The sequence below is a fragment of the Ruegeria hyattellae genome (genome assembly GCF_041537925.1).
GTDB lineage: Bacteria > Pseudomonadota > Alphaproteobacteria > Rhodobacterales > Rhodobacteraceae > Ruegeria_C.
This window is the reverse complement of record NZ_JBGOSH010000003.1, coordinates 343,361-365,368: the sequence shown is the minus strand read 5'-3', so window position 1 is coordinate 365,368 and position 22,008 is coordinate 343,361. Positions and strand designations below refer to the sequence as shown.

Genomic DNA, 22,008 nt, shown 5'->3' with positions numbered 1-22,008 from the left:
GGTTACTTTCCTTCGATGCTCAGCGCTTCGTTCACGAGCGCCTCTTGTTGGAATTTGTGCTGACTGGCCAGACCGGTCGCGGGTGAGGCCGAGGTGGCGCGTCCGACATAGCGGGGACGCGTGTGTTTGGCTTTGATGCGGGTGAGCACCCATTCGATATTGGGTTCGATGAAGCTCCAGGCGCCTTGGTTTTTGGGTTCTTCCTGACACCAGACGATCTCTGCCCCCTTGAAACGCTCCAATTCGTTGATCAGCGAATGGGCCGGGAACGGGTAGTATTGCTCGATCCGCATCAGGTAGACATCGTCGATGCCACGCGCATCGCGTTCTTCCAGCAGGTCGAAATAGACCTTGCCCGAACACAGCACCACTCGCTTGATCTTGTTGTCGGGTTTGAGCTTGGTGTCGGAATTGCCGTGCTGAGCGTCATCCCAAAGAACCCGGTGGAAGCTGGACCCGGTGGTGAACTCCTCGGTCTTGCTGACCGCCAGCTTGTGACGCAGCAGCGATTTTGGCGTCACCAGGATCAGCGGCTTGCGGAAGGTGCGGTGCAGCTGACGGCGCAGGATGTGGAAGTAGTTTGCGGGTGTGGTGCAGTTTGCCACGATCCAGTTGTCCTGACCGCACATCTGCAGGAATCGTTCCAGCCGTGCCGAGCTGTGTTCGGGGCCTTGCCCCTCGAAACCGTGCGGCAGCAGGGTGACAAGGCCCGACATCCGCAGCCACTTGCTTTCACCCGAGCTGATGAACTGATCGAACATGATTTGCGCGCCGTTGGCGAAATCGCCGAACTGCGCCTCCCACAGGACCAGCGCATTGGGTTCGGCCAGCGAATATCCGTACTCAAAACCCAGCACTGCATATTCGCTGAGCATCGAGTCGATCACATCATAATGCGATTGCCCGGCACGGATGTTATTGAGCGGGTAATAACGGTCTTCTGTGTCCTGATTGACGAAGCCGGAATGCCGTTGTGAGAAGGTGCCGCGCGTGGCGTCCTGACCTGATAGGCGGACCGGATAACCCTCGGTCAACAGTGAGCCGAAGGCCAGCGCTTCACCGGTCGCCCAATCGAACCCTTCGCCGGTTTCGAACATCTTCTTCTTGGCTTCCATCAGCCGGCCCACGGTCTTGTGCATGGGGAAGCCTTCAGGAACACGCGACAGAGCGACACCGATCTCGGCAAAGGTCTCGGGATTGATGGCTGTGTCGCCGCGGACATATTCGTCTTTGCTCTTGTCCATATGCGACCAGCGCCCATCCAGCCAGTCGGCCTTGTTGGGCTTGTAGTTCTTTCCGGCCTCGAACTCTTCGTTCAGATAGGCCTGGAAGGCGGCCTTCATATCCTCGATCTCGCCCTCGGGAAGCAGTCCGTCCTTGACCAGTCGCGCGGTATAGAGGCTGAGCGTGGTTTTGTGGGTCTTGATCCGCTTGTACATGATCGGGTTGGTGAACATGGGCTCGTCGCCCTCGTTATGCCCGAAGCGGCGATAGCAGAAGATGTCGATCACCACGTCCTTGTGGAACTTCTGCCGGAACTCGGTCGCCACCTTGGCGGCATGCACGACCGCCTCGGGGTCGTCGCCGTTCACGTGGAAGATCGGTGCTTCGACCATCAACGCGATGTCGGTGGGGTAGGGGCTGGAGCGACTGAAATGCGGCGCGGTGGTAAAGCCGATCTGATTGTTCACCACGATATGCATGGTGCCACCGGTTTTGTGCCCTTTCAGACCTGATAGGCCGAACCCTTCGGCCACCACACCCTGACCGGCAAAGGCCGCGTCGCCATGCAGCAGGATGCCCATCACCTTGGTGCGGTCGGTGTCGTTCAGCTGATCCTGCTTGGCGCGAACCTTGCCCAGAACCACCGGGTTCACCGCCTCAAGGTGACTGGGGTTGGCGGTCAGCGACAGGTGTACCGTGTTGCCGTCGAACTCCCGGTCGCTGGACGCCCCGAGATGGTATTTCACATCACCCGAACCATCGACATCTTCGGGCTTGAAGCTGCCGCCCTGAAACTCGTTGAAAATCGCCTTGTAGGGCTTGGCCATCACATTGGCGAGGATGTTCAGACGCCCCCGGTGCGGCATGCCGATCACGATATCCTGCAGGCCCAGCGCACCGCCGCGCTTGATGATCTGCTCCATCGCCGGGATCAGGCTTTCACCGCCATCCAGGCCGAACCGCTTGGTGCCCATATATTTGACATGCAGGAATTTCTCGAACCCTTCGGCCTGCACCATTTTGTTCAGGATCGCCTTACGCCCTTCGCGAGTAAAGCGGACCTCCTTGCCGAACCCCTCGATCCGCTCTTTCAGCCAGGCGGCCTCGTCCGGGTTCGAGATATGCATGTATTGTAGCGCGAAGGTGCCGCAATAGGTGCGTTTGACGATCTCGACGATCTGCCGCATCGAGGCGACCTGCAGACCCAGCACGTTGTCGATGAAGATCGGTCGGTCCATATCACCATCGGTGAACCCATAGGTTTTGGGATCAAGCTCAGGATGCGGGGTGCCGGACCGCATGCCCAGCGGGTCCAGATCGGCGACCAGATGGCCCCTGATGCGATAGGCCCGGATCAGCATCAGCGCCCGGATCGAATCGAGCACTGCACGCTTGATCTGATCATCGCTGACTTCGACCCCTGCGCTTGCCGCCTTGTCCTTGATCTTCTTGCCCGCTGCCTTGGTTTCAGTCACCGGCCATTCCCCGGTCAGTGCGCCGGTGACCTCATCGGCAGGCACCGGCGGCCAATCGGCCCGCGCCCAGGACGGGCCCGCCGCATCGGCCTTCACATCCAGCTCGGCATCGCCCATTTGTCGGAAAAACTCGGCCCAGGCGGCATCCACCGCGTTGGGGTCGTTGGCGTATTGGGCATAGAGCTGCTCCAGATAAGCCGCGTTGTGCCCCTGCATGAAGCTGGAAGCATGGAACTGGTCGTTGGGCGATTGGTCGGTCATGGCGTTACCTCATATGGGTTGGGACCGTATTTGTTGGTGCCGGGTTGGCTGGGGCGGGTCAGCCACCACAGCATAAGAAGCGGCGATAGCACGAGAATGACTAACGTCGGGATCACGATCAGGAGCGTGGCGCGGGTAAAGAGGATGTCGAGCTTGTGCGCGCCGCTATGCCCAAAGGTCGAGGCAAGGCCGATGCCAAAGACCAGCATGGCAAGCGCGCCAAGCGCCAGCAGAATGGGAAACAGAGCATAAAGTCCGCTGCGCCCGCTATCATGCATCCGCCGCCACGCGACGGCGAGGTGGGGCAGAAAGACGATCAGCGCAACGATGCTTTGAACCGGGCCGTTCGAACTGGCCGTCACGGTGGTCGTGTCATTCACCTGCGTCTCGGTCACTTGGGTGAAGAATTGCCAGTCGATGAACCCGGCCAGCACGCTCCAGATCACGACGAAGAGGAAAAAGAACCAGTATTCGGGGCGAGAGGCCCGCCCCGAAAAGGTGAGGAACTTTGAGAAACACGTTCTGACAGCTTCGCCAAACGTCATAGGTTCCGACCCTCCCAGATCAGCCAATTGGTGACCAAGCGGCCTTAACCAATCGCTTCCAGCACGGCCTCACCCAGCTGCGCCGGGCTTTCGGCCACGACGATACCGGCAGCGCGCATGGCTTCGATCTTGTCCTCGGCGCCACCTTTGCCGCCGGCGACAATCGCACCCGCATGGCCCATGCGTCGGCCGGGAGGGGCTGTGCGGCCGGCGATGAAGCCTGCGGTGGGTTTGGAGCGGCCCTTCTTGGCTTCATCGGCCAGGAATTGCGCGGCTTCTTCCTCCGCTGAACCGCCGATTTCACCGATCATGATGATGCTCTCGGTCTCGTCATCACCCAGGAACCATTCCAGCACGTCGATGTGCTCGGTGCCTTTGATCGGGTCACCGCCGATGCCGACGCAGGTGGACTGTCCCAGACCCACATCGGTGGTCTGCTTGACGGCCTCATAGGTGAGCGTCCCCGAACGCGACACAACACCGACCGAGCCGCGCTTGTGGATGTGGCCGGGCATGATGCCGATCTTGCAGGCGTCGGGCGTGATGACGCCGGGGCAATTGGGCCCGACCAGACGGCTGCTGGAGCCTTCCAACGCGCGCTTGACCTTCATCATGTCCAGAACCGGGATGCCTTCGGTGATGCAGACGATCACCTCCATCTGTGCGTCGATCGCTTCGAGGATCGAGTCGGCGGCAAAGGGGGGCGGCACGTAGATCACCGAGGCATTGGCCTCGGTCACATGCTTGGCCTCGTGGACCGAGTTGAACACGGGCAGGTCAAGATGCGTCATCCCGCCTTTGCCCGGCGTCACACCGCCAACCATCTTGGTGCCATAAGCGATGGCCTGTTCGGTGTGAAATGTCCCCTGCGAGCCGGTCAGGCCCTGACAGATGACTTTGGTGTTTTCGTCGATGAGGACTGCCATTTTTAGGAGTCTCCTTGATTATGCAAATTTGTGGCTTTGGTCGCCGATTGATAGGCCCAGTGCGCGTTGAAGACTGCGCGATACACCTGATCGAAGTTAGCCTTTAGAAGAGTTGCCCTGAACTTTAGCTGATTTCGCCCCGCCCAAAAGTTCCGCCGCGCCGAAGCCTCTGGTGAAAAGTTGAGAACAATGTAGCTGTTCAATCCAACGGTCTTCGAAGAGATTGAGGCTATGTCTTTCCAAGGCATCTCGGTTAGAGATTTCGGAAAGACAGTGATCCCCGTGTCCGAGATGCGGCAGAGCATTTTGGGAAACCTCATCAAATTGATGATTTCCTTGATGCCAATCCAGCCAAAGACCAATGCAGCAAACCAACCAGAAAGGTACGCCCGTGTTGGGTTATGAAATGTATCGGAGGTTTGAACCATCCAAATACCGCCAACAAAGAACAAGACGCAAACTCCGAGCACGAGTGTGGTTTCATCTTTTGAACGCTCAAACACCACAGAATGCTGATTGGTTGTGCTATTGGACAAAGCTCAGCCCTTAACCGCCTTGACGATTTTTTCGGCACCATCTTTCAGGTTGTCCGCCGCGATCACGTCCAGGCCAGAGGTGTTGATGATCTCTTTGCCTTTCTCGACATTCGTGCCTTCCAGACGCACGACCAGCGGAACCTGCAGGCCGACCTCTTTCACCGCGGCCACAACGCCCTCGGCGATGACGTCACAGCGCATGATGCCGCCGAAGATGTTGACCAGGATGCCTTTGACCTGCGGGTCCGAGGTGATGATCTTGAATGCCTCGGTCACTTTCTCTTTGGTGGCGCCACCGCCCACGTCGAGGAAGTTGGCAGGCTCGGCCCCGTAGAGCTTGATGATGTCCATCGTCGCCATCGCCAGACCCGCGCCATTGACCATGCAGCCGATCTCACCATCCAGCGCGATGTAGTTCAGGTCGTATTTGGAGGCTTCAAGTTCCTTGGGGTCTTCTTCGGTCGTGTCGCGCAGCTCGGCGATATCCGGGTGGCGGTAGACCGCATTGCCGTCAAAGCCGATCTTGGCGTCGAGCACTTTCAGGTCGCCGCTGTCGGATACGATCAGCGGGTTGATCTCCAGCATCTCCATGTCCTTCTCGATGAAGGCTTGATAGAGCTGGCCCATCAGTTTGACGCATTGCTTGACCTGCGCGCCGGTCAGACCCAGCGAAAAGGCGATGCGGCGGCCGTGATAAGGTTGATAGCCGGTGGCGGGATCAACCGAGAAGGACAGGATTTTCTCGGGCGTTGAGGCGGCGACCTCTTCAATGTCCATGCCGCCCTCGGTCGAACAGACGAACGAGACGCGGCTGGTCTGGCGATCCACCAGCAGGGCGAGGTAAAGCTCGGTCTCGATGCCGGACCCGGCCTCGATATAGATGCGGTTGACCTGTTTGCCCGCCGGGCCGGACTGATGGGTGACCAACGTGCGGCCCAGCATCTTCTTGGCTTCGTCAGCGGCTTCTTCTACCGATTTGGTCAGGCGCACACCGCCTTTTTCACCGGCGTCAGCCTCTTTGAAGCTGCCTTTGCCGCGTCCGCCCGCGTGGATCTGGGCCTTAACGACCCAGAGCGGTCCGTCAAGCTCTCCGGCGGCGGTCTTGGCTTCGTCGGCGCGGGTGATGACCTGACCGTCGGACACCGGAGCGCCGTAGCTGCGCAGAAGCGCTTTCGCCTGATATTCGTGGATGTTCATGAAAACTGTCCCGTGTGGCTGCGTTTGGGACTTTCTGGCGTGTGTGATATGTGGATTTAAAGGGTTTTTTGCAGGAACTGTGGAAAAACAGTCGATTTTCGGTATTTGTGATCACACGAAAAAATGTGTGATCACAAATTTACGACACCAGGTGTTCCGAGGGTTTTGTAACCCGTCTGAAACGGATGATTCTGGCCGGAACGAAAAATGCGCGCCCGCTTGGACGCGCATTCACTATGTGCGATAGATCGGGGCGGTTAAGCCAGTGACGAGTCGATTCCCTTGCAGGCCTCGACCAGCCCTTTGACCGCATTGACCGAATTGTCGAACATCGCCTGCTCGTCCTTGGTCATCTTGATGTCGATGACACGCTCGATCCCACCTGCGCCGATCACGGTCGGAACGCCCACATACATGCCTTTGAGGCCAAGTGCACCGTCCACATAAGCCGCACAGGGCAGCACACGTTTCTGGTCTTTCAGATACGCCTCGGCCATTTCGATTCCGGCGGTTGCGGGCGCATAGAAAGCCGAGCCGGTTTTCAGCAGGCCAACGATCTCGGCGCCGCCATCACGGGTGCGCTGCACGATTGCGTCCAGATTTTCCTGGCTGGTCCAACCCATCTTGACCAGGTCGGGCAGCGGGATGCCTGCAACGGTCGAATAGCGCGCCAGCGGCACCATCGTGTCGCCATGGCCCCCCAGAACAAATGCGGTGACGTCTTTCATCGACACGTCGAACTCTTCGGCCAGGAAGTGGCGGAAGCGCGCGCTGTCCAGAACGCCGGCCATTCCGCAAACCTTGTTGTGCGGCAAGCCCGAGAATTCGCGCAGGGCCCATACCATCGCATCCAGCGGGTTGGTGATGCAGATGACAAAGGCGTTCGGCGCATTGTCGCGGATGCCTTCGCCGACGGATTTCATCACTTTCAGGTTGATGCCCAGCAGGTCGTCGCGACTCATCCCTGGTTTGCGCGGCACGCCGGCGGTCACGATGCAAACATCCGCGCCCGCGATGTCGGCATAAGACTGGGTGCCCTTGAGGGCGGCGTCGAACCCTTCGGAGGGACCGGATTCGGCAATGTCCAGCGCTTTGCCTTCGGGGGTTCCCTCGGCAATGTCGAAAAGAACAACGTCACCGAGTTCTTTCAGGGCTGCGAGGTGGGCAAGTGTGCCGCCGATCTGACCTGCGCCGATAAGCGCGATCTTGGGTCTGGCCATTGGAATGTCTCCGCTTCCGAGATTGAAATCGCGGCTGTGCTAGTCGTTAATGGCGCGGCATGCAAGTGTTCTGCAACGCGGCATGGGCGCAGGGGCGCTCTATCGCTCTGCACTTGGCTGGGCTAAACCTCGGGCCGGACAGTTCTATTTGGGATGGCGCGATGCCTGAGCTTGACCCCTGGTTTTTTGCAGTCGCCATACCGGCGGTGATCTTTGCGGGCTTTTCCAAGGGCGGCTTTGGAGGCGGCGTGGCCTTTGCCTCGTCGTCGATCCTGGCAATTGTATTGGAGCCGGGGCAGGCGCTGGCGCTGATGTTGCCGCTGCTGATGTTGGTCGATGTTGCGACGCTGAAACCCTATTGGAAACGCTGGAGCATGCGCGATAGCTGGGTTCTGATTCTCGGCGGACTTCCGGGCGTCGCGTTAGGGGCGTGGCTCTACAAGGCGACCGATGCCGATCTGCTGCGCCTTCTGATCGGGGGTATTTCCGTGGGATTCGTGATCTGGCACCTGTCGCAGAGCCGTGGCTGGGTGCGCGGATTCCAACATGGGCTGACGGCACCGGCGGGGCTCTTTGCGGGGCTTGTGGCGGGGTTCACCAGTTTTGTCAGCCATGCGGGCGGTCCGCCAGCGGCGGTCTATCTGCTGGCCCAGCGTCTGGGCAAGACCGAGTATCAGGCCAGCACCGTGCTTGTGTTCTGGGTGATCAACTTTGCCAAGGCGATACCCTACGCTTATCTGGGGCTGTTTACACTGGAAACGATTTGGGCCGATCTGCTGCTGGCCCCTTTTGCATTGCTGGGGGCCTGGCTGGGTGTGCGTGCGCATTGGATGGTGCCAGAGCGGCTGTTCTTTTCGCTCGCCTATCTGTTGCTGATGATCACAGGTTGCAAACTGATCTGGGATGCGCTGACCTGACCCCTGTACGCGGCAGCTGAAAAGCTGCGCGGCGCGTCTGCATCAGGCATCCTTGCCCTGGGCCGGCGCGGCCTCGGCCAGTGTTTCATAGGACTGGCCCGAGGCAACAAGGCAGGTCATCCCGTTCGGCAGTGTGACCGTGATGGTCCACGTCCCGGTGGTGTCCGAAGCAAAGACCTCCATCACCGATCCCTGTTGCACCAGCCCGATGCCACGGCGGCTTTCGCCATATTTGTCGGAAAGCCGCTCCAGCACCACGTCGCGCGGTGCACAGTTGTTTTGTTCTGCCTGTAGCTGCTGTGCGGCCAGCGCCATCAGGCCCAGCCCCATTGTCATCTTGATAAACCCGCGTGTCATTGGTGGCCTCGCTAATCTGAAACGGTGAGAACAGGCTGCGCGACGGGCACTGATACAGGGTTAACGTGACGTTTCACGCGGATGCAACGGGCTTTTGCTGCGCTGCGGCGAAATTGTTCTTGAACTTTCCGGCAGAAAATGCACCTTTCCGCGCAATTATATTGCTCAGGAGAGGCTCATGGATCAGCGCCAGCGACCCTATCGTTCCGTTTTGTACATCCCGGCATCGCGTGAGCGCGCGCTTGAGAAAGCCAAGACGCTGCCGGTCGATGCCATCATCTTTGACCTCGAAGACGCGGTCTCGACCGACGAAAAGGATGCCGCGCGCGAAACGCTGAAATCCGCGCTTGCGCAGGGTGGGTATGGCAACCGTTTCAAGATCGTGCGGATCAACGGGCTAGACACGCCCTGGGGCCGGGCCGATGCCGAGGCGGTCCGCGAAATGGGTGCGGATGTGGTTCTGGTTCCCAAAGTCGGATCGGCGGCGGATGTGGATGCGGTCGCGGCGATCACCGGCAACATGTCCGTCTGGGCAATGATGGAAACACCGCGTGGTATGCTCAACGCCGCCCAGATTGCGGCGCACCCGCTGATGGCGGGGTTCGTGATGGGCACCAATGATCTGGCCAAAGAGTTGCAGACTAACTTCCGCCCCGACCGCGAACCGCTGCTAACATCGCTGGGCCTGTGCCTGCTGGCGGCCAAGGCTGAGGGGCTGGTCATCATCGACGGGGTTTATAATGCGTTCAAGGATGTTGATGGTCTGGCAGTCGAATGCCAGCAAGGCCGCGATATGGGTTTTGACGGCAAGACGCTGATTCACCCGGTGCAAATCGAGGTGGCGAATAAAGCGTTTGCGCCCTCCGACGGAGACATCGATCTGGCCCGCCGTCAGATCGCCGCTTTTGACGAGGTTCATGCGCAGGGTCAGGGTGTTGCCGTGGTCGATGGCAAGATCGTCGAGAACCTGCATGTTGCAACCGCACGTGAAATTCTGGCAAAAGCCGAAGCAATTCAGGTCATGCAAGCGGAGAGCTAGCTTATGGGTTTTGTCCTTTTGGTCCTTGGTCTGGCGCTCTGGTGGGGCGCCCATCTGTTCAAACGTCTGATGCCAGAGCAGCGGCAGGCAATTGGGGACAAGGGGAAGGGCGTTGTCGCTCTGGGCTTGCTGTTGGCGATCATCCTGATGGTGATCGGGTTCCGCATGACCCCGTTCATCCATGTCTGGGCACCGCCCAGCTTTCTGGTACATGTCAACAACCTGCTGGTGCTGATTTCGATCTGGATGATGAGCCCGGCGGGCCAGAAAGGCCGCCTGCTGAATGGCGTGCGCCATCCAATGCTGACAGGCTTCGGCCTTTGGGCCATTGCGCATCTGCTGGTGAATGGCGATCTGGCGGGCATGGTTTTGTTCGGCGGGCTCTGGGCTTGGTCGATTGCCGAAAAACTTGTGATCAACCGGGCTGAACCGGGCTGGATACAGGGTGAGCCGGGCACGTTGGGCAAGGACGGGATGTTCTTTGCCGCCTCTGTCGTGCTGCTCATCATCATCGGGTTGATCCACGGATGGATCGGTCCGTGGCCTTTTGGAGGCTGAAGGACGTCCGACATGCCATTGCTCTATCGCCTTCTGACCGAGGAGGACACCTCGGCCTTTTGCCACAAAGTCAGCGCCGCTCTGGCAAAGGGCTGGGACCTGCACGGTGACCCGACTTATGCCTATGACCACGCCACCGGCAAGATGCGTTGCGCGCAGGCGGTCACAAAACAGATTGATGGGGCCTACGCTCCTGACATGAAGCTAGGTGAACAGTAATGAGCAAGACCAATTCGGGCTTTTTCTTCGAGGATTACAGCGTCGGGCAGACATTGAAACACGCGGTGCCGCGCACCGTGTCGGGGGGCGAGCGGGCGCTGTATCATGCGCTTTATCCGGCACGCCACGCGCTCTATTCCTCGGACAGTTTCGCGCAGGCCTGCGGCCTGCAGGCCAGCCCGATCGACGATCTGGCGGCGTTCCACGTGGTATTCGGCAAGACCGTTCCCGATATCTCGCTGAACGCGGTGGCCAATCTGGGCTATGCCGAGGGGCGCTGGCTGAAACCGGTCTGGGCGGGCGACACGCTGCGCTCGGAATCCGAGGTGATCGGGTTGAAACAGAACTCGAACGGCAAGACCGGTGTGGTCTATGTGCGCACGCAGGGTCTTAACCAGCATGACGAGGTGGTGCTGGAATATTGTCGCTGGGTGATGGTGCGCAAAAAGGACTTGGACGCGCCCGCGCCCGAGACCGTGCTGCCGGACCTGTCCAAGGTCATCCCCGCTGAACAGCTTGTGGTGCCCGAGGGGCTGGATTTCTCGAACTACGATTTCGCGCTGGCGGGCGAGCCGCATCGCTGGGATGATTACGAAGTCGGTGAGAAGATCGACCATGTGGATGGCGTGACCGTCGAAGAAGCCGAGCATATGATGGCTACGCGCCTGTGGCAGAACACCGCCAAGGTGCATTTCGACGTCACCGTGCGGCCCGAGGGGCGGTTGATCTATGGCGGGCATGTGATTTCACTAGCGCGCACGCTCAGCTTCAATGGATTGGCCAATGCGCAGATGATCGTTGGCCTGAATGCCGGGGCGCATGCGAATCCCTGTATGGCGGGCGACACTGTCAAGGCGTGGTCCGAAGTGTTGGAAAAGGCCGAAACCAGCGTGCCCGGCGTCGGCGCGATTCGATTGCGCTTGGTCGCAACCAAGGGCGGCGAGCCGTTCCAGCTTAGAACCGAAGAAGGCCGGTATCGTCCCGAAGTGCTGCTGGATCTGGACTATTGGGCGCTGATGCCGATTTAAGAGCGGCGGCGCGCCAACCTGACAGGCTTTTGACTACACGTACGAAATTTCGTGCTAGTCTCAAGCCATGTTCGGATTGCGCGCCTTCGCACTGACAACACTCCTCTCATCTCCGGCGCTGGCATGTGATCTGGCGCTGGCGCTGGCGGTGGATGTGTCCGGCTCGGTCGATTCCCAGGAATACCGTATCCAGATGGACGGGCTGGCCCATGCGCTGCGCGACCCAATCATTTCCGAGGCGCTGGTGCGCGGGCAAGCGCAGCTCATGCTAGTCCAGTGGACCGGTTCGTCGCGCCAGCAAGTCACTATCCCCTGGACTGGGATCGACAGTTTCGACGCGATCGACCGGTTCGCGGATGCGGTCGCCGCGGACAAGCGCGTCTGGCGCAACTTCTCGACCGCAATCGGCGAGGCGCTGGCCACCACCATGGTCCGGTTCGACGAAGTTGCCGCCTGCAAGCGGCATTTGATCGATCTGTCGGGTGACGGCATGTCGAACGAGGGAGTCGAGCCGACCACCCTGCGCGCCGACCTCGCCGCCCGCAACATTACAGTCAATGCCATCGCAATCGAACAGAGCGAGCCCGATCTGACGGCGTATTTCTTCGAAAACGTGATCATGGGGGATGGCGCATTTGTGGTCACAGCAGGCGGATTTCGCGACTATCCCGAACGGATAAGAAAGAAACTACTGCGCGAGGTCACCGAACAGACCGCTGCGGCTCGGTGAAACAAGATTCGTTTTCTTTCAATAGTGTCTGTATAGAATGACGACGAAGCCGATCTTGCGCGTATTGTGTGATCACAGCCAAAGGGTGCGTGATCACAAAATGTGGAAACGCAGTGAATGTGACAAAAAACACCGGCAGTTTGCGCTCGCAGCACGTGACAGGACGATAAAATCCGCTAAAACCGTTGCAGCTAATCGAAAGGAGCCAACATGGCAGATGTTAACAGGGGCAATCGCCCGCTTTCTCCGCATCTGACGATCTATCGCCCGCAGTTGACCTCCGTAACCTCGATTCTGACGCGGATCACCGGCAACGCGCTGATCGTCGCGGCCCTGCTGATCGTCTGGTGGTTTCTGGCCGCCTCGACCTCGCCCGAGGCCTTTGCCCGGGCGGATTGGTGGATCACCTCGCTGCTGGGCGACGTGGTGATGGCGCTGTCGCTCTGGGCGATCTGGTATCACACGCTGGCCGGTATCCGGCACCTGATCTGGGACAACGCGTTGGGGCTGGACATTCCGGTTGCGGAAAAGCTGGGCTGGGCCGTTGTGATCGGCTCTTTTGTCCTGACGCTCATCACCCTCATCTTCGTCGCGTAAGGAGACACTCTCATGCGTTATCTTACCGACCGCAAGCGGGCCGATGGCCTTGGTTCTGCCAAAGCCGGCACCGCGCATTTCTGGTCCATGAAAGTCAGTGCGGTTGCGCTGCTGTTTCTGGTTCCGCTGTTTATCTTTACCTTCGGTCCGATGTTGGGCGAGCCGCATGACGCGGTGATCGCCTATTACAGCAAGCCGTTCCCCGCCATCGTAGCCGTGCTGACCTTGATCGTGGGCTTCAAACATTTTGCCGAAGGCGCGCAGGTTCTGATCGAGGACTACGTTCATGGGCTGGCCCAGAAGATCCTGATCATACTGGTCATCTGCCTTTCTTACGCAGCAGCCGCGGCGGGTGTTTTCGCCATCGCGCGCATTGCTCTCTGACGCGCCTTAGGAGTTCTAACACATGGCTGCTTATGAATACGAGAAGCATGAATATGACGTCGTTGTGGTCGGTGCCGGTGGTGCGGGTCTGCGCGCCACGCTGGGCATGGCCGAACAGGGGTTGCGCACTGCTTGCGTGACCAAGGTTTTTCCGACCCGTTCGCATACCGTTGCGGCGCAGGGCGGCATCGCCGCCTCGCTGTCGAACATGGGCCCCGACCACTGGCAGTGGCATATGTATGACACCGTCAAGGGCTCGGACTGGCTGGGTGACACTGACGCGATGGAATACCTTGCGCGCGAGGCGCCCAAGGCGGTCTATGAGCTGGAACACTACGGCGTGCCGTTCAGCCGTACCGAAGAGGGCAAGATCTATCAGCGTCCCTTTGGCGGCCACACCACCGAGTTTGGCGAAGGCCCCCCGGTGCAGCGCACCTGCGCCGCCGCTGACCGGACCGGGCACGCGATCCTGCACACGCTCTATGGGCAAAGCCTCAAGAACAACGCCGAGTTCTACATCGAATACTTCGCCATCGACCTGATCATGTCCGAGGACGGGCAATGTCAGGGCGTCGTCTGCTGGAAGCTAGACGACGGCACGATGCATGTCTTCAACGCCAAGATGGTGGTGCTGGCGACGGGCGGCTATGGCCGCGCCTATTTCAGCGCGACATCGGCCCACACCTGTACTGGTGATGGCGGTGGCATGGTGGCACGCGCCGGTTTGCCGATGCAGGACATGGAGTTTGTGCAATTCCACCCGACCGGCATTTACGGCTCGGGCTGCCTAATCACCGAAGGCGCGCGGGGTGAGGGCGGATACCTCACTAATTCCGAGGGCGAACGCTTCATGGAGCGCTATGCGCCCCATTATAAGGACCTCGCGCCACGCGACTATGTCTCGCGCTCGATGACGATGGAAATCCGCGAGGGACGCGGCGTCGGTAAGGACGGGGATCACATCCATCTGAACCTCAGTCACCTGCCCGCCGAGGCACTGCATGAGCGTCTGCCGGGGATTTCCGAGAGCGCCAAGATCTTTGCCGGTGTCGATGTCACCAAGGAGCCCATCCCGGTTCTGCCGACCGTGCACTATAATATGGGCGGTATCCCGACCAATTACTGGGGCGAGGTTCTGAACCCGACCAAGGATGATCCGACCGCGCTGGTGCCGGGCCTGATGGCCGTGGGTGAGGCGGGGTGTGCCTCAGTCCATGGGGCCAACCGTCTGGGCTCGAACTCACTGATCGACCTGGTAGTTTTTGGCCGCGCCGCTGCGATCCGCGCTGGCAAGGTTGTTGATCCCGAAACACCTAACCCAGTGCTCAACCAGGCTTCGGTCGACAAGGCGTTTGACCGCTTTGATGCCGTTCGCAACGCCTCTGGTGCGGTGCCGACTGCTGAGCTGAGGCTTGAGATGCAGCGCACCATGCAGGCGGATGCCGCGGTGTTCCGCACCTCCAAGACGATGGCAGAAGGGGTCGAAAAGATGACCGCGATCGCAGCCAAGATGGATGACCTTCAGGTCACCGACCGGTCGCTGGTCTGGAACAGCGACTTGATGGAAAGCCTGGAACTGACCAACCTGATGCCCAACGCACTTGCCACCATCGTCGGCGCCGAGGCACGCAAGGAATCGCGTGGCGCCCATGCGCACGAGGATTTCACTACGCGCGATGACGAGAACTGGCGTGTCCACACCGTCTCACGGTTCGAGGGCAACAAGGTTGACCTCAGCTATCGCCCGGTGATCGTCGACCCGCTTAGCACTGAGGCCGATGGTGGCATCAATCTGGAAAAAATCGCGCCCAAGGCGCGGACCTTCTAAGGAGAGGATGACATGGTACAACTGACCCTCCCCAAGAACAGCCGCATCACAACAGGCAAAACCTGGCCCAAGCCTGATGGCGCGACCAATGTCCGCAAGTTCCAGATCTATCGCTGGAACCCCGATGACGGCCAGAACCCGCGTGTCGATACCTATTTCCTGGATATGGATGAATGCGGCCCGATGGTTCTGGATGCGCTCATCAAGATCAAGAACGAGATCGACCCGACGCTGACCTTTCGCCGGTCCTGCCGCGAGGGCATCTGCGGGTCCTGTGCGATGAATATCGACGGGATCAACACGCTGGCCTGTATCTACGGGATGGAAGAGATCAAGGGCGATGTCAAAATCTATCCGCTGCCACATCTGCCGGTGGTCAAGGACCTGATCCCTGACCTGACCCATTTCTATGCCCAGCATGCCTCGATCATGCCGTGGCTGGAGACCAAGACCAACCGCCCGGCGAAAGAGTGGAAGCAATCCATTGAAGACCGCAAGAAACTGGATGGTCTCTATGAATGCGTGATGTGTGCGTCCTGCTCTACCTCGTGCCCGTCCTACTGGTGGAATGGCGATCGCTACCTCGGCCCTGCAGCGCTGCTGCATGCCTATCGCTGGATCATCGACAGCAGGGATGAAGCCACTGGTGAGCGGTTGGACGAATTGGAAGACCCCTTCAAGCTTTATCGCTGTCATACCATCATGAACTGCGCAAAAACTTGCCCCAAAGGCCTGAACCCGGCCAAGGCGATCGCAGAGATCAAGAAGATGATGGTGGAACGCACCGTCTGATCGGCGCAAACCAGCTCTGAACAAACCTCTGGCGCCACCGCCAGAGGTTTGTTCGTTCTGAATGCGGCGTTGCGACGCGGATGCGCCAGGCGCATGTCCAGATTGCACAGACATGGGATGCATCCGGGTGCTTGAGGATATAGTTTGACCGCAGGGAGGGTGTCGAACCAAAGGATCGGGTCATGAAACTCTCTGAAACCCTAACAACATCCGCGCAAGCGGCGCTGGACTATCTCGAGGACGCCTGGGCTTATTATTGCCCGGCGCCGGTCGAGACGACATCGGATGAGCAGGAGCCGGACCTGTTCCAATACGCCAACGCGGCCTGAACGCTTCGTAGGCAGGGCGCTTGTCGCACAGGGCGCAAACAGGTAGGGAACGGGGATGCCCGTTCTCTTGTTATTGCTCGGCCTTGCAGTCTTTGCTTATTTCTTCTGGCGGTCCAGAACGACCAGCCTGACGCGCGAATGCCGCTGGCGTGAGCATCGCAGCGAGGACCTGTGGCGGTGCAGCGCATGCGGCGCAGAGCAAAAGGGGTTGATCGAACCCAAAGCCTGCCTCAGGCAATAACACTTGCATCTTGTAGTGCACTCTGGCCCTTTCCCGATGGGAGAGGGCTCATCATGACCAAAACACCAGAAGATGCCGACGCGCGACGCGCCATAGCGCCGGTGATCTGCTATCCGAATGACACATTGCCAGAACCGGATTTGACGCTTTACGCGCAAGTCAGGCAGGGTGCGCGGAAGATCGGTGAAACACTGGTTCCGCCACGCGACGCGCGCTGCTTCGAAGTGCCGGCGGGCCATTTCTTTCGGATTACCAGTGTCGAGGGGCCGCAGGTAGGCGATTTGAACTTGTGGAACGCCTCTGAGCTGTCCGAACGTTTCTACTCCGGCAAAACCCGCGCGCTGCATGGCACGCATCTGACCACGGGCGAACGCATGTGGAGCAGCTTTCCCTATCTGCGACCCATGGCAACGATCGTGTCAGATACTCTGGAGTGGTATGGGATCGACAGCTTTGGCGGGTCTGTACATGACGTGATCGGCACGCGCTGCGATCCTTATACCGGCAATCTGCTGGCGGGCACGCAATACCATCATTGCTGTCATTCCAACCTGACGCGCGCCCTTGCGGATCATCTGGGCGTTTCGCCCGACAATGCCGAGGCGCATGTTCATGATGTGTTGAATGTCTTTATGTGCACCGGGTTCACCCGCGACACCGGACAATACTTCATGAAAGCCTCGCCGGTGCGGCCGGGGGACTATTTGGAGTTCTTTGCCGAGATTGATCTGCTGGGTGGGCTCAGCGCGTGTCCCGGAGGCGATTGTTCCGCCGAGCATTCCTCGGATACGGCACCGTGCCATCCCTTGCTGGTCGAGGTATTTGCCCCTACTGAGGGCGCGTTGGATGAATGGTCGCGGCCTGACCCTAATGGCTATGATCGGACGCATGGGTGGGGTCAGGGCGGTTGAACCGCCCCAACCCATTGTTCAGTCGGCAAAAGCGGCGTGCAAAGCGATTTCGACCATGTCGCCGAAACTGCTTTGCCGTTGATCGCTGGGCAGTGCCTCGCCCGTCAGAAGATGATCCGAGACCGTCAGAACCGCCAGCGCGCGACATTTGTACCTGGCGGCCAGATTGTAGAGCTCGGCCGCTTCCATCTCGACCCCCAGAATGCCGTGACGCACCATCTGATCATTCAGGTCAGGCCGTTCATCATAGAACACGTCGGCGGAATAGATGCCACCGACATGGGTGGGGGTGCCCTTTGCCTCCGCTGCGTTGGCGGCGGCCTTCAGAAGGCCCCAATCCGCGCAGGGAGCAAAGTTCAGCTCCTTGAAGATCCCTCGTGACGGGGTGCTGAGTGTCGACGCCGTCATTGCAAGGATCACATCGCGAAGGCCCACATCCTGCTGCATCGCGCCGCAGGACCCGATCCGGATCAGGGTCTTGGCCCCGAAGGTGCTGATCAGTTCATTGACGTATATGGAAAGCGAGGGCATTCCCATGCCGCTGCCCTGAATGGTGACGGGGTTGCCGTTCCATTCGCCGGTAAATCCCAGCATCCCACGCACGTCATTTACCTGTCGCGCATTTTCCAGAAATGTTTCTGCGGCCCATTTCGCCCGCAGGGGATCGCCCGGTAATAGAACGGTTTCAGCGATTTCACCCGGGTTGGCGCCAATATGGATTGTCATGATGAGACTTTATTCAATCAAATTTCCAGATCGGAAATATCTGCGCCCGAGGTCAGCGCGTCGTGAATCCATTGCGGCTTGCGCCCGCGCCCGGTCCACGTCTGTTCCGGATTGGCCGGGTTACGGTATTTGGCGGCCGCCTTGGTGCCTTTTGTGGATTTTTTTGCCTCGCTTTGCAGTTCGGACAGCGAGAACCCAAACTCGGCCGCCGCTTTTTCGGCCGCTTCCAATGCGTTTTTTCTTTCTTTTTGTTCGGCGTTTTTAATCGCCTTTTCGACGTCGGACTGCAATTTCAGCAATTCCTTCCGTGACATCGCTTTCAGATCCATCCCCATTTCTTTCTCCTTTGGAGTTCACCAAAAATAACGTGGCGCTACCGCGTCACCCTAGAGAATTCAATGACGCTGTTCAGCGCCTTTTTCAAGGGTATTGAGTGCGTTTTACGCCGCCATTTGATTTGGATCGGCCAAATTGACAATATCGGACATAATCGAATTCAATTCGAAGTCTTTCGGCGTGTAGATTTTCGCGACACCAGCGGCTTTCAGCTTTTCCGCATCCTCGTCGGGAATGATACCACCAACGACAACCGGAATGTGGCCCAACCCTTCGTTGCGCATTCGCTGCATGACCTCTTCGACCAGCGGCAGGTGGCTGCCGGAGAGGATCGACAGACCAACGACATGCGCGTCATCCTCGATCGCGGCGGTGACGATTTCTTCGGGCGTCATGCGGATGCCGTCATACGAGATGTCCATGCCGCAATCGCGGGCGCGGAAGGCGATCTGTTCGGCACCGTTGGAATGTCCATCCAGACCGGGTTTGCCCACCAGGAACTTGAGCCGCCGCCCCAACTTGTCGCTGACCGCATCAACCTGGCCACGCAGATCCTCGAGCCCTTCGGTCTTGTTCGACACCGAGCGTGAAACTCCGGTGGGGCCGCGATAGGTGCCAAAGGCCTGGCGCATTTCTTCGGCCCATTCACCGGTGGTGACGCCCGCCTTGGCGGCCCGAATAGAGGGCTCCATGATGTTGCCGCCTGATCGCGCCGTATCGCGCAGAGCTGCGAGTGCTTCTTTTACCGCATTGGCGTCGCGACTGCCGCGCCAGTCATCGAGACGGTCGATCTGCAGCTGTTCCACCGCCGGATCGACGGTCATGATGCCGCCATCCTCGGTTTCCAGCGGCGAAGGTTCGCCCTCGATCCATTTGTTCACGCCGACCACAATAGTCTCGTTCCGTTCGATCCGGTTCAGACGTTCGGCATTGGCATCGACCAGACGGGATTTCATGTATTCGATCGAGGCGACCGCGCCGCCCATCCCGTCGAGATTGCCCAACTCAGCCCGCGCACCTTCTTTCAGTGCTTCGACCTTGGCATCGACCGCCGGATTGCCGTCGAACAGATCGCCAAATTCCAGCAGGTCAGTCTCATAGGCCAGGATTTGTTGCATGCGCATCGACCATTGCTGGTCCCAGGGGCGCGGCAAGCCCAGCGCCTCGTTCCAGGCGGGCAGTTGCACCGCGCGGGCACGGGCTTTCTTGGACAATGTCACGGCCAGCATCTCGATCAGGATGCGGTAGACGTTGTTCTCCGGCTGCTGCTCGGTCAGACCCAGTGAGTTGACCTGCACGCCATAGCGGAAGCGGCGGAATTTCGACTCCTCGACTCCGTAACGTTCCAGCAGAATCTCGTCCCAAAGATCGACAAAGGCGCGCATCTTGCACATTTCGGTAACAAAGCGGATGCCGGCATTCACAAAAAACGAGATACGGCCGCAGAGCGCCGGGAAATCCTCGGCCGGGACACGCGGGCGCAGCTCGTCCAGAACAGCGATTGCGGTTGCAAGCGCATAGGCCAGCTCTTGTTCAGGTGTCGCTCCCGCCTCCTGCAGGTGATAGGAACACACGTTCATCGGGTTCCATTTTGGCACGTTCTCATAGCAGTATTCGGCCACGTCCGCGATCATCTTCAGCGACGGTTTCGGCGGGCAGATATAGGTGCCGCGGCTCAGGTATTCCTTGATCAGGTCGTTCTGAACCGTGCCCTGCAGCTTGGTGACATCCGCGCACTGTTCCTCGGCCACCGCAACATAAAGCGCCAGCAGCCAAGGCGCCGTCGCGTTGATTGTCATCGAAGTGTTCATCTGTTCCAACGGGATCTGGTCGAACAGCGTGCGCATGTCGCCCAAATGGCTGACGGGAACGCCAACCTTGCCAACCTCGCCGCGTGCCAGCACGTGGTCGCAGTCATAGCCGGTCTGGGTCGGCAGATCGAAGGCGACGGACAGGCCTGTCTGACCCTTGGCCAGATTGCTGCGATACAGCGCATTCGAGGCTTCGGCGGTGGAGTGACCGGCATAGGTACGAATGAGCCAAGGGCGGTCTTTCTGCGGCTGCGTCATCTTGGGACCTCGCGATCAGATAGGGCAATAATGTTTCACGAGATTGGTGTAGATCGTAATTTTCGGTCAATGTCAATTCGCTGCATTGCGGCACAAAAGGGTTAAATCGTTAGATTGTGGTGGGTTTCGATTGGTGGCAGTTTGGCCGCATGACTGAAACCATCGAGATGCCACTCTGGCTGTTGCTGCTGATTCTGGGCTTCGCCATTGTGGCCGCTCTGGACAAGGTCATGTTGCCTTCGGTCAGGTGGTTCTTTCGCCGCCGCCTGGAACGAGCCGTTGCGCGGCTGAATCAACAGCTGACCCGCCCCATCCAGCCCTTCAAGCTGATGCGGCGACACGACATGATGCAACATATTATATACGACCCCGAGGTTGGACGGGCAGTACAGGCTCATGCGCATGAACATGGCATACCCGAGGCCGTCGCCTCGGAAACCGCCCGAAAATATGCCCGCGAAATCGTCCCGTCCTTTTCGGCCTTTGCCTATTTCTCTTTCGCGATCCGCGCGGCGCGGCTGATCAGCAACGCGCTGTTCCGTGTACGCCTGTCATATGTTGATGCCGAGGCACTGGGCTCCATCCCTGAAGACACCACAGTCGTGTTCGTGATGAATCATCGCAGCAACATGGATTATGTGCTGGTGACCTATCTGGCCGCTGATCAATCCGCGCTGTCTTATGCCGTCGGAGAATGGGCGCGAGTCTGGCCGCTGAGCCGCCTGATCCGCGCGATGGGAGCCTATTTCATCCGGCGCAAGTCACGCAGCGATCTTTATCGCAACGTCCTGGCCTGTTATGTGCGCCACGCCACCGAGGCCGGGGTAACCCAGGCCATCTTTCCCGAAGGCGGGCTGAGCCTGACCGGTGGGATGGGCCCCCCCAAGCTGGGTTTGTTGAAATATATGATTGACGCAGCGCAGGAAAGCGGGCGCGACGTGGTGTTCGTGCCAGTTGCGATTAATTATGACCGGGTGCTGGAAGACACCATTCTGACGGCGGCCGCCAGCCGGAACGAGCGGCGGTTTCGGGCGCGGATCGGGGTCATCTTTGTCTGGATGCTGAAGCAGATCTGGCAGCGCATCCTGGGCCGGTTCAGCCGTTTCGGATTCGCGGCAGTGAGTTTTGGGGAACCGGTCTCGCTCGGCAGTTTCGAGGCGACGCATGATCGGGACCTCACGATCCCGCTGGCGCGCGAACTATCGCAGCGGATCGGGTCATTGGTGCCGGTGTTGCCGGTTCCGCTTACCGCGTGGTTGATGCAGAAAAATGGCGAAATGACCCGTGATGACGTAGTGTCGGCCTTCAGCCGCATCTTTCCGACACTGCCGGGGGGGCAGGCTATCCTGCCGGACGAAGAAATTGCCTCGGCAACCGACGACGCGCTGCAGCAACTGGTGGACCGGCGAATGCTGAAACGCGAAGGCGAGAGGTACCGCTTGTCCGGTGAACGCGCTGATCTTCTGGCCTTTTATGCATGCTCTGTTGCACATCTTCTGGAAACAGAGCCTCCTGTCCATGCGGTCGCAGAAGAAAATGCTGCACCTGCGGGGTCATAAAGTT

Annotated in this window: 23 protein-coding genes; 13 read left to right on the top strand and 10 right to left on the bottom strand. The window is 59.2% G+C overall.

The annotated features are described in order from the left end of the window. Window positions 1–2 precede the first annotated feature (2 nt). From AB1E33_RS09215 to mdh, 6 genes are all read right to left on the bottom strand, one after another. A complete protein-coding gene (locus tag AB1E33_RS09215; protein ID WP_372576968.1) occupies window positions 3–2,960 on the bottom strand; it encodes a 2-oxoglutarate dehydrogenase E1 component in 2,958 nt (985 codons plus the stop codon). Then, complete coding sequence (locus AB1E33_RS09210; RefSeq protein ID WP_372576967.1) at window positions 2,957–3,505, bottom strand: DUF805 domain-containing protein; 549 nt, start codon at window positions 3,503–3,505, stop codon at window positions 2,957–2,959. Before AB1E33_RS09210 ends, AB1E33_RS09215 begins: the two co-directional genes overlap by 4 nt. A gap of 44 nt (window positions 3,506–3,549) precedes the next feature. Next, window positions 3,550–4,431, bottom strand: a complete 882-nt coding sequence (gene sucD / locus AB1E33_RS09205) for a succinate--CoA ligase subunit alpha (protein ID WP_372576966.1) — start codon at window positions 4,429–4,431, stop codon at window positions 3,550–3,552. Between the two features lie 2 nt (window positions 4,432–4,433). Continuing rightward, window positions 4,434–4,967 (bottom strand): STM3941 family protein, encoded by a 534-nt coding sequence (locus AB1E33_RS09200; RefSeq protein ID WP_372576965.1) that lies wholly within the window; start codon window positions 4,965–4,967, stop codon window positions 4,434–4,436. Window positions 4,968–4,970: 3 nt separating this feature from the next. Continuing rightward, a complete protein-coding gene (sucC, locus tag AB1E33_RS09195; RefSeq protein WP_372576964.1) occupies window positions 4,971–6,164 on the bottom strand; it encodes an ADP-forming succinate--CoA ligase subunit beta in 1,194 nt (397 codons plus the stop codon). Between the two features lie 257 nt (window positions 6,165–6,421). Beyond that, on the bottom strand, window positions 6,422–7,384 hold the full coding sequence (mdh, locus tag AB1E33_RS09190; protein WP_372576963.1) for a malate dehydrogenase: 963 nt from the start codon (window positions 7,382–7,384) through the stop codon (window positions 6,422–6,424). 161 nt (window positions 7,385–7,545) lie between these two features. Between mdh and AB1E33_RS09185 the strand changes: the two genes are divergently transcribed. Continuing rightward, window positions 7,546–8,301, top strand: coding sequence for a sulfite exporter TauE/SafE family protein (locus AB1E33_RS09185; RefSeq protein WP_372576962.1), 756 nt, complete (start codon window positions 7,546–7,548; stop codon window positions 8,299–8,301). A 42-nt stretch (window positions 8,302–8,343) separates the two neighbouring features. On the opposite strand, the gene AB1E33_RS09180 is transcribed toward AB1E33_RS09185, so the two are convergent. Further along, the gene (locus tag AB1E33_RS09180; RefSeq protein WP_372576961.1) at window positions 8,344–8,658 is read right to left on the bottom strand and encodes a hypothetical protein; all 315 of its coding nucleotides are present in this window, start codon (window positions 8,656–8,658) and stop codon (window positions 8,344–8,346) included. Between the two features lie 178 nt (window positions 8,659–8,836). Between AB1E33_RS09180 and AB1E33_RS09175 the strand changes: the two genes are divergently transcribed. The 11 genes from AB1E33_RS09175 to AB1E33_RS09125 all read left to right on the top strand — a co-directional run bounded on the left by AB1E33_RS09175 (window position 8,837) and on the right by AB1E33_RS09125 (window position 17,314). Further along, entirely contained in the window at window positions 8,837–9,697 is an 861-nt protein-coding gene (locus tag AB1E33_RS09175; RefSeq protein WP_372576960.1) for an HpcH/HpaI aldolase/citrate lyase family protein, read from the top strand. 3 nt (window positions 9,698–9,700) lie between these two features. Next, window positions 9,701–10,255: an NnrU family protein gene (locus AB1E33_RS09170; RefSeq protein ID WP_372576959.1), complete on the top strand. Its 555-nt coding sequence runs from the start codon at window positions 9,701–9,703 to the stop codon at window positions 10,253–10,255. 12 nt (window positions 10,256–10,267) lie between these two features. Beyond that, complete coding sequence (locus AB1E33_RS09165; RefSeq protein ID WP_372576958.1) at window positions 10,268–10,474, top strand: DUF1737 domain-containing protein; 207 nt, start codon at window positions 10,268–10,270, stop codon at window positions 10,472–10,474. Next, a complete protein-coding gene (locus AB1E33_RS09160) occupies window positions 10,474–11,502 on the top strand; it encodes a MaoC family dehydratase (RefSeq protein WP_372576957.1) in 1,029 nt (342 codons plus the stop codon). Before AB1E33_RS09165 ends, AB1E33_RS09160 begins: the two co-directional genes overlap by 1 nt. 67 nt (window positions 11,503–11,569) lie before the next feature. Next, window positions 11,570–12,232 carry a DUF1194 domain-containing protein gene (locus tag AB1E33_RS09155; RefSeq protein ID WP_372576956.1) on the top strand — a complete coding sequence of 221 codons (663 nt, stop codon included), beginning with the start codon at window positions 11,570–11,572 and terminating at the stop codon, window positions 12,230–12,232. Between the two features lie 210 nt (window positions 12,233–12,442). Then, window positions 12,443–12,829, top strand: a complete 387-nt coding sequence (gene sdhC / locus AB1E33_RS09150; RefSeq protein ID WP_372576955.1) for a succinate dehydrogenase, cytochrome b556 subunit — start codon at window positions 12,443–12,445, stop codon at window positions 12,827–12,829. Between the two features lie 12 nt (window positions 12,830–12,841). After that, window positions 12,842–13,213, top strand: a complete 372-nt coding sequence (gene sdhD / locus AB1E33_RS09145) for a succinate dehydrogenase, hydrophobic membrane anchor protein (protein ID WP_372576954.1) — start codon at window positions 12,842–12,844, stop codon at window positions 13,211–13,213. Between the two features lie 22 nt (window positions 13,214–13,235). Beyond that, on the top strand, window positions 13,236–15,041 hold the full coding sequence (sdhA, locus tag AB1E33_RS09140) for a succinate dehydrogenase flavoprotein subunit (protein ID WP_372576953.1): 1,806 nt from the start codon (window positions 13,236–13,238) through the stop codon (window positions 15,039–15,041). 12 nt (window positions 15,042–15,053) lie between these two features. Then, on the top strand, window positions 15,054–15,833 hold the full coding sequence (locus tag AB1E33_RS09135) for a succinate dehydrogenase iron-sulfur subunit (RefSeq protein WP_372576952.1): 780 nt from the start codon (window positions 15,054–15,056) through the stop codon (window positions 15,831–15,833). Window positions 15,834–16,015: 182 nt separating this feature from the next. After that, window positions 16,016–16,162, top strand: coding sequence for a hypothetical protein (locus tag AB1E33_RS09130; RefSeq protein WP_372576951.1), 147 nt, complete (start codon window positions 16,016–16,018; stop codon window positions 16,160–16,162). 294 nt (window positions 16,163–16,456) lie between these two features. Next, complete coding sequence (locus AB1E33_RS09125; RefSeq protein WP_372576950.1) at window positions 16,457–17,314, top strand: urea carboxylase-associated family protein; 858 nt, start codon at window positions 16,457–16,459, stop codon at window positions 17,312–17,314. Window positions 17,315–17,332: 18 nt separating this feature from the next. Here the strand turns inward: AB1E33_RS09125 and deoD are convergent, their stop codons facing one another. The 3 genes from deoD to AB1E33_RS09110 form a co-directional block, all read right to left on the bottom strand. Further along, the gene (gene deoD / locus AB1E33_RS09120; RefSeq protein WP_372576949.1) at window positions 17,333–18,040 is read right to left on the bottom strand and encodes a purine-nucleoside phosphorylase; all 708 of its coding nucleotides are present in this window, start codon (window positions 18,038–18,040) and stop codon (window positions 17,333–17,335) included. A gap of 17 nt (window positions 18,041–18,057) precedes the next feature. Further along, entirely contained in the window at window positions 18,058–18,375 is a 318-nt protein-coding gene (locus AB1E33_RS09115) for an H-NS histone family protein (protein WP_372576948.1), read from the bottom strand. Between the two features lie 105 nt (window positions 18,376–18,480). Beyond that, the gene (locus AB1E33_RS09110) at window positions 18,481–20,445 is read right to left on the bottom strand and encodes a methylmalonyl-CoA mutase family protein (RefSeq protein ID WP_372576947.1); all 1,965 of its coding nucleotides are present in this window, start codon (window positions 20,443–20,445) and stop codon (window positions 18,481–18,483) included. Window positions 20,446–20,594: 149 nt separating this feature from the next. On the opposite strand from AB1E33_RS09110, the gene AB1E33_RS09105 reads away from it, so the two are divergent. After that, window positions 20,595–22,004, top strand: a complete 1,410-nt coding sequence (locus AB1E33_RS09105; RefSeq protein ID WP_372576946.1) for a 1-acyl-sn-glycerol-3-phosphate acyltransferase — start codon at window positions 20,595–20,597, stop codon at window positions 22,002–22,004. Window positions 22,005–22,008: the final 4 nt, after the last annotated feature.